Annotated in this window: 6 protein-coding genes; 3 read left to right on the top strand and 3 right to left on the bottom strand. The window is 44.7% G+C overall.

Annotated elements, in window-relative coordinates; all coding sequences use genetic code 11:
- Positions 1-56: 56 nt before the first annotated feature.
- Complete coding sequence (locus tag QUA44_RS11060; protein ID WP_333250525.1) at positions 57-1694, bottom strand: hypothetical protein; 1638 nt, start codon at positions 1692-1694, stop codon at positions 57-59.
- 576 nt (positions 1695-2270) lie between these two features.
- Here QUA44_RS11060 and QUA44_RS11055 point away from each other — a divergent pair.
- Both QUA44_RS11055 and QUA44_RS11050 read left to right on the top strand, forming a co-directional pair.
- The gene (locus tag QUA44_RS11055) at positions 2271-2393 is read left to right on the top strand and encodes a tetratricopeptide repeat protein (RefSeq protein WP_333250527.1); all 123 of its coding nucleotides are present in this window, start codon (positions 2271-2273) and stop codon (positions 2391-2393) included.
- On the top strand, positions 2390-2515 hold the full coding sequence (locus QUA44_RS11050; protein WP_333250528.1) for a tetratricopeptide repeat protein: 126 nt from the start codon (positions 2390-2392) through the stop codon (positions 2513-2515). The genes QUA44_RS11055 and QUA44_RS11050 overlap by 4 nt, the downstream gene beginning before the upstream one ends.
- Positions 2516-2628: 113 nt before the next feature.
- On the opposite strand, the gene QUA44_RS11045 is transcribed toward QUA44_RS11050, so the two are convergent.
- A complete protein-coding gene (locus QUA44_RS11045; RefSeq protein ID WP_333250530.1) occupies positions 2629-3216 on the bottom strand; it encodes a hypothetical protein in 588 nt (195 codons plus the stop codon).
- Between the two features lie 299 nt (positions 3217-3515).
- On the opposite strand from QUA44_RS11045, the gene QUA44_RS11040 reads away from it, so the two are divergent.
- Entirely contained in the window at positions 3516-5315 is a 1800-nt protein-coding gene (locus QUA44_RS11040; protein ID WP_333250531.1) for an NFACT RNA binding domain-containing protein, read from the top strand.
- A 425-nt stretch (positions 5316-5740) separates the two neighbouring features.
- Here the strand turns inward: QUA44_RS11040 and QUA44_RS11035 are convergent, their stop codons facing one another.
- On the bottom strand, positions 5741-7837 hold the full coding sequence (locus QUA44_RS11035) for an iron uptake porin (RefSeq protein ID WP_333250664.1): 2097 nt from the start codon (positions 7835-7837) through the stop codon (positions 5741-5743).
- Positions 7838-8052 lie beyond the last annotated feature (215 nt).

Below are 8052 nucleotides of genomic sequence, written 5' to 3'. Positions count from 1 at the left end.
TTCTTCCATGTCACTTAATTTATCAGATTTTCTCCGCTTTTTGGGCTATTTCTCTTTTACCCCCCCTGAACGGTTACCTTTTTTCTGATAATGCCTTGGTCTAGGGCTACATAATATTCATCGACTTTTTCAGACATCCCTGAAATCATCCATTCTCTTGGTTCAAATTCTTCTTTACCAAGATTAAATCTCGTCTCAAGGTAAAAACCAAGTAAATTTAACTCGTTAGTGCGATATTGCATATGCTCTTCTAATTCAGCACGGCGTACCAAGTAGTGAATTTTTTGTGAAACAGAAGTCAAAATATCAAAGACAACTTCCAAATCAGCAAGCGCTATCGTTGGTGCAGCAGAAAAATCTTTATCTATCCAACCCGTATCTCTTAGGCGCGATACTTGGGACTGAATGGTTGCAAAATCCTCAAGTGTTACTGATAGTCTAATAATTCTGTCAATAGCATTTAGATCAAAATTTAGAGCCTGAAAAGTTTCTGGAAAAACCTGCTTAGCTTTTAAGTCTATTATTTTGTCTGCCAAACGTTTTGACTGAATGGCAGGACTTATAAGTAATTCCTGGATATCATCTTTAGCTGAACCGGGCGCTCCACGTAATGCCGCTCTAGAAACGGCACCAGATTTAGCTTCAACAATTAGGAGATAAGAATCAATTTGCACAATAAAATCAGATTCATATTCCACATTTGAATCTTTCCACTTAAAGTTTTGTTTAAAAATACCTTGAGGAAATGCTTGTGTAAATAGCTGCTTTATCTCATCCTCCAGAAACTTAGGACGACGCTTATCTTGGACTTCACGTTTGATTTCTTCAGCAGATAACAGACTATCAAGTGCTTGAAAAACAAAGCTAAAAAAAACTTGTGGTATTACACAAAAATAGCTACCTGTTGGCAATTTAATTAAAGGCTTTGTCCAGACTGGATTTCCAAGAAGAAAGTGTTCTGGATCAGAATATTTAAGGTCGCCAAACTGATAACTTAGTTTAGATAAAGCACACTCAAGAGCTACAGGTTCAATATTCATGGAACTTGCTAGTTCCTCAATTGTCAAGGAAAATGATTCAGTCAAAAATAATTCGGAGTGTCTTACAATCAGAGAACGAACCTCATTAAGTGTTGCACCCTGCTCTCGCAAAAAAGTAGTTGTTTCCTCTACGGAACCTGGCAACTGATATATCTCATGGTAAGTTTTTATTGCTTCTTCTATAGTTCGTGCCTTGAACACAGTTCTCATGTGCTGAAACCGTTCATTATTTACTTCTTCAACGTAAAGCACTAAAGCTTCAAAGAGATCAATTATTGATGTTGCTTCCAACCCCACTGATATTTTGAATAATTGGTCAAGCCCTGAGTAGAACCTTTTTGCAATTGAGATAACTCGTTTGAAATATCCCCAGTTGCGAACCATACTACTGTGTACTCGAAGTAATTCTTGCAGTTGCAAAATAGCAATCTTTTTTTCTGTTTTTGCGTTTTTAATTTGTACGATTCGCTTTAGATTAAAGGCGGTGTCAAATGAGATTAGTAAATCCCAAATCTCCTGATCCTCATGATGTTGTACTGGTTCAGAAGACTGCTCTGAAACAGATGAACGTAAAGCTAATGCTTGAACAAGCTCTACATGAGACTGGCGGATTGTAGGATTTTTATTTTTAGAGGTTTTACCTGTTTTCGTCATCCCAACAGAAAGACCATAAAATGCAAGAATAGAAAGTAGATGCAAGACATCAACAGAGCTAATTTTTTCTACCAGCTTCTCTAAAGATTCGTTGAACTCTATTTCATGCGATCGCCCCGCTTCAACGAGTATCTCAGCTATAACTTCTTGAGATAGACCAGAAAAAGGATTGTTGAGTTGTGTAAATGTTAAGCCTTCTGAATCCTTGCGAGATCTGGTTTGGTTTTTATGATTACGTTTGTTGTTTTTTTCTTTTTCTTTGTCATAGCTAAAAAAATGTTGAATAATCCGACGTTACCAAAGCCATAAAGTAATAAAAGCTCCTTAAAGAGCCTTCGTCAAAAAATAAATTTTGCTATTCACAACGTTTTTACCGGAACTTCCTCGACCCTAGTGGGTAAGGGGATATCATGCTTAGAGCATTTCTGCTGCATCCATGTCTCTAATATAGTTCGTGATTTGGCTCTGTGTCAATTCCCTAGTCTAAATACTAGAACTGCTTACCAACAGAGGATCTAACAATCCAGATTAGTCGCAGTCGATACCTTTTGCGATCGCAGGGGGGAATCTGCTACTGTGAATAATATTGGTTTAGTGTACGGCACCATCTCCCAACCGCATGAAGCATTGAAATATTTTAACCAAGCTTTACCAATCAACCGGGAAGTGGGCGATCGCGCGGGGAAGCTAATATTTTGAGTAATATTGGTGCAGTGTACAACCATATTTCTCAACCGCAAGAAGCATTGAAATACTATAACCAAGCTTTACCGATTATGCGGGAAGTGGGCGATCGCGCGCAGGGGAAGCTACTACTTTGAGTAATATTGATGCAGTAAACAACAGAAGTCAACCGCCAAGCAGAACAAATATCCCGCCAATTCCCAAATGAATAAGGTGAATTACCTGCTATATTGCAGCCAATTAAGAACCGCTAAACTCTCGCCCACAAAGCCAATCCGCCGCCCCTTCCCCTCGCGGCAATTATCCCATCTTCTATTAAAAAATATGCAAAAAAAGCCTGCTTCCCCACACTCAAACTAAAAAATTCCGCCTCCCGCGATTCACCAGCGCGAATAAATCCTTGATACACAGTTTTACCCAACAATTTCACGGTAATTCTGGTAAAATCAAAAGCTAAAATATTCTTATTTACCAAAAACTTAGTCGGCCCGGAAAGAGTTAGTTCGATCGCCCCAACTCGCACCGAATTCTCTACTTTGCCCGTTTCTCCAAGCGTTTCCCCATCCGCAACAGGTTCTACCGAGTAAGCAATTTGGATTTTTGCCACCCACTCAGGAATGTAACGTCCCGCACATAACACAATTCCTGCTTTTTGTCGAGTCTTTTTTGTGCCTGTGATAAAGCACAGGCGCCAATTGCCGGTTAATTGCTCGAAATCATAGCGCATTTTATTTTTTTTGGCGTTTTTCTCGGCTTCTAGGAGGGCGGCGACTACGGCGGCGGAAGATGGTTTTGTATTCGATTTAGCGGCTTGTTCTAAAATTGATATGTTTTCCATTTAACTAACAATAACAGGAATTTACTAGGCTTAATCGAAGATATTTAGGAACAGGCAAGATGCCTGTTCCACAATAAGTTAGATTTTTTGTGGGGCAGGCATCTTGCCTGCATCTGATAGGCAACAGGCAAGATGCCTGTTCCACCAGAAGAAAAGAGATTGATTGTGAGGCCAGCAAAATGCCTGCCTCTGATACGTCTTTTCAAATCTGGTTTCAAAACTTTGATAATATCGGTTAAATACGACCAATATCTGTCAGCATAGACATACATAGTTCGATCGATCGCAAAGAGGCCACCGTGCAACCCGTAGACTTTACAACTTTAACCGCCACTTGCAGCGAACTGCGAGCCCAATGGCTGCCAGCGCGCTTAGAACAAGTCTACCAGCGCGATCGATTCACCGTGTCCCTAGCCCTCCGCACCATGAAAGGGCGCGGCTGGATTGACCTTTCCTGGCATCCTGTGGCCGCCCGCATCTGCGTCGGCGACCCCCCGCCCCGCATTCCCGATACCTTCACCTTCAGCGAACAACTGCGGCACCAACTCAGCGGTTTAGCCTTAGTTTCCATCGCCCCCGTTTCATCCTGGGAAAGAGTCATCGACTTGCAATTCGCCAAACGTCCGGGCGAACCCGCCCTCTGGCATCTCTACGCCGAAATCATGGGCAAATACAGCAACGTCATCCTCACCGCCCAAGACAACCTCGTTGTCACCTGCGCCCACCAAGTCAGCGCCAAACAGTCCACCGTCCGTCCCATCCAAACCGGGCAACCCTACGAAATGCCCCCGTCTTTGACCGATGCAGTACCGAGTCTGAGCGAATCTCAAAACCGCTGGCAATCACGAATTAGCCTGGTTCCCGGCCCATTAAACCGCAATATGTTGAAGAATTACCGAGGGTTGAGTAAGGCCTTAATTGGGTCAATGATTCGATCGGCTTCTTTAGACCCCGAACAATCCACCGACAGCCTCAATCCCGACCAATGGCAGCAACTATTCCAGCGCTGGCTATACTGGCTGCAATGCCTAGAAAACTCCAAATTTCACCCGAGTTTTACCCCTGAAGGCTACACCGTCATCGACTGGCCAACACCAGAAAATCCCTCCCCCCTCGTCCCTTCTTCCTCCCTCCAGACATCCGTTAAATCCGTTAAATCCGTTACAAAATCCGTTGCCGAACTTCCTTCTTCCGTTCAAGAAATACTCAACAGCTACTACACAGGCGAAATCAATCAACAAGTATTCGCCCAACTGCGGCATCAACTTACCCAAAAACTCAACAATGTCCTAGCAAAACTGCGCCTCAAAGCCAACACATTTAAAGAACGATTGCAGCAATCAGCAGATGCCGACACCCACAAATCCCAAGCCGACTTGCTGATGGCAAACTTGCAGCATTGGGAACCCGGAATGAAATCAATTTCTCTCCCCGACTTTGAAACCGAAAAACCCGTGATAATTCCGCTAAACGTGGAAAAAAACGCCGTTCAAAACGCTCAAGCAATCTACAAAAAGCACCAAAAACTTAAAAGAGCCCGCATTGCAGTAGAACCTTTGTTAGCCGCCGTACAGGAAGAAATCGACTATTTAGAACAAGTCGAAGTCGCGATTGCGGTATTGGAAACCTACCGCAACACCCAAGATTTGCAAACCCTCGCCGAAATCCGCGAAGAACTGATCCAGCAAAAATATCTAGTTGTATCAGATTACCGTGGCAGTGACAAAAATGCTGCGATCGAATTTCACCGCTACCAAACCCCCAGCGGCTTTGAATTATTAATCGGGCGCAACAACCGCCAAAACGACCAACTCACTTTTCGTACCGCTAATGACTATGACTTGTGGTTTCACACCCTAGAGATTCCCGGAAGCCACGCTTTGCTGCGTCTCAAACCCGGTACAGTGGCTGAAGAAACCGATTTGCAATTTGCCGCCGACATGACTGCTTACTACAGTCGCGCCCGCCACAGCGAACAAGTCCCGGTGGTTTATACAGAACCGAAATATGTATACAAGCCGAAAGGCGCAAAACCGGGTATGGTTGTATACAAGCAGGAGCGGATTGTCTGGGGCAGACCGCAGCAAGCTCCGGCTTGATACGATGTGCGATCGAACAACCCGACTAATGTAAAGTTTTATTACAAAAAAATAATTCTTGTTGCAAAAGTACCACTTAAGACAGATGATATGTTTCTTAGAACCCGCTGCAAAGAAACGTGCAATTTGGGTTTCCTCACTGTGAAAAAAACACTGTGAGAACAACAAACAACGGATTTAACTATTTGTGCAGACCAGCTTTTACTAAAGCTGGTCGTTTCTATTGAAACAAAATAGACTTTAATTGCATTCATTCGCTCGCTCTTCTTGAAAGGCATCTGCGTTGCATCTGCGGTTTCCCTATCAATCAAAGATTTATACAATAAGTCGAATGCGCTCTTAAGCTGTTCTACATTTAAATTTTATTTCAAAAAAAATCAAACTCTTGTGGGGTGGGCTTCTAGCCCGCCCCGAATATACAACTCCTAGAAAGTAAACGTCGTTCTGATTACCCCAATCACCAAATCAGAATTATCCTTATTGTGGTCAGGAGCAGTCAGCCAAATCAGACCGGGAGTGACCGAAATATTATCGCTCAACTTAAACTGATAGAAACCTTCAACGTGCAGCGAAGTATCCTTATCTTCCGGCAAAGTCCGATTAGTAGAACTCGTCACCCGCGGCTCCATACCTACCAGAATACCCGCCACATTTCCTTCTTTCAACAAATCGGGAAAAGCCAAAGTAACTGCCCAGTTCCAGATTTTTTGGTCTCCCCGCTGCACAGAATCGGTAGGAGTAGCCAAGTTGGATAAAATGCGCTGGTTGGTGTAACCCGCCCAACCGCCAATTGCAAATCTCCGGTTCAACTGCCACGAAGCTTGCGCGCCGTAGGAATTGCTAGAAACTGGCAGAGTGGTATCGCTGTCGAACCCAAAGGAACCGAGACGCGCCGGGAAATTAGAAGCATTGCTGCCGGTACCGGTAACAAAGTTGTAGGAATTAACGTAAGTTAAACCTAAAGCCATGTTGTCGTTGGGTTTGAAAGTCAACTGAGCCAAACCGCCGTAAGAACCGTTGAACAAACCATTTCCCCGCGTCGGGCTCGCAGCATTGCCCGCCAAATATCCCAAACTCAGCTCCAGTTTTTCCCCAAACTGATGCCGCAGAGCGATGCCAGAACCGCCAGTCAAATAGTAAATCGGGTTGCGAGTACCGAAGTTAGAAAGAGCGCCGTAGCTGCCGTCTCCGTCAAAGTAAGGGTTGACAGTGTTGGTAAAATCATCAGCAGCGCCTGCGTTGGCTTCGAGAATTACAGTCGTGCTTTTGCCGAGAGGGAATTGGTAAAGCAGCGCATCTAAACCTACAGTATTGCTAGCCTCGCCAAAAGGCCCAGCATTAAACCGCAATTCCCCTTCAGCGGTTTTGGTATTATTAGTAGAAAACGAACCCAAATTCAAAACTTGCAGTCGAGTTCTCAGCAAGTCTTCACCTGAGAAACTCGTATCAAAATTGAGACGAACCCTGCTGCCAAAAGCAGTCGTTCTATCAGCTTCGCGGCCGTTAGCATCATCTCCGGCGGCGATACCGGTCACAGCAAATACCACTTCGCCGTTGAGTTTAGTCGTAGTTGAAAACTGATTTGCTTCTAATTCAGAGGTGCGCGCTTCCAAAACATCGACGCGGCCACGTAAAGTTGCCAATTCCGCCGCAAATTCTTCTTGCAACCTTTGCACAGAAGCCAAATCTTCTCGCGTCGCCAGATTTCTCGAACCGCCTTGAATTAGCTCGGTAACTTTATCCAAACACGCATTTAAACCTGCTGCAAATTCGTAGCGAGTCATCGCCCGGTTGCCGCGAAAAGTGCCGTCAGGATAGCCAGCTATGCACCCGTAGCGCTCTACTAGGGATTGCAAAGCTTGGAAGGCCCAATCGGTGGGTCGAACGTCGGAAAGTTGCGAAACTGAGGTTACTTGGCCAACTGCATCTTCGCTGCTACTGTCTTCGGCGCTGTATTGGTTGATTTGTTCTAAAACATTAGACTGTGCTTGAGGTTGGGCACTTGAATCAGTGGATTGCGAAATCTGCTCGGGTTGTATGCCAGCTTTTTCTGCGTTTAAATTAGCCGGTGCAATGGTGACGGGTTGCGTTTCGCTTAAGTTTGCGGGTGCGACTGCGGGGATTTGTTCCGCGACAGGTGGTTCGGCACTTAAATTTGCGGGCGCTCCTGCGGGTTTGGTTTCGCTTAAATCTGCTGCAACTGCGTTTTCCGGTGCTTTTGCTTGTTCGGCAACTGGGGCGCTCAAATCGTTAGTGAAGCCCTCGTAGAGGTTCGCACTTTCTTTCTCAATAGTTTCAACAGTTGATTTACTAGCTAGTGACGCTGGTTCGGCTGTCTCAGGCTTTGCTGTCTCAGACTTGGCTGCCTCGGTTGCAGCACCTGCTAATTGCAATTTATCAGCTTGAGCTGCCGTGGCAATTTCTACAGGTTGCTCTGCTGCTAGCGCCGTCGAACATACGACTAAACTTGCTGCCAATACCGCCGGACTAACTAAAAGTCCCTTCCACAAAAATTTGGACATTTTTTCCTCACACCACATTGAGCCGATCGCCCCTTCCGCAGATTTAGGCGATCGCAAATCACCTTCAATATTCCGCCTAATAGTATTTCTTGTCAATTATCGGGGAAATCACTGCCGGAGAGTGCAGTTTTGCTGTGGTTGATTGGACAAAAACTCCGTTTATTCCCAAAATCCTTGGTTTGAGCTAAATACCTACGTAGAAACCTGGTTGATGA

The sequence above is a fragment of the Microcoleus sp. N9_A2 genome (assembly GCF_036701775.1).
Lineage (GTDB): Bacteria > Cyanobacteriota > Cyanobacteriia > Cyanobacteriales > Microcoleaceae > Microcoleus.
This window is presented reverse-complemented; position numbering and strand designations above follow the sequence as displayed.

Excerpts from the sequence above, each read along its gene's own strand:
- QUA44_RS11060 (WP_333250525.1), bottom strand. The coding sequence starts at position 1,694 with ATGACGAAAACAGGTAAAACCTCTAAAAATAAAAATCCTACAATCCGC.
- QUA44_RS11035 (WP_333250664.1), bottom strand. The coding sequence starts at position 7,837 with ATGTCCAAATTTTTGTGGAAGGGACTTTTAGTTAGTCCGGCGGTATTG.
- QUA44_RS11045 (WP_333250530.1), bottom strand. The coding sequence starts at position 3,216 with ATGGAAAACATATCAATTTTAGAACAAGCCGCTAAATCGAATACAAAA.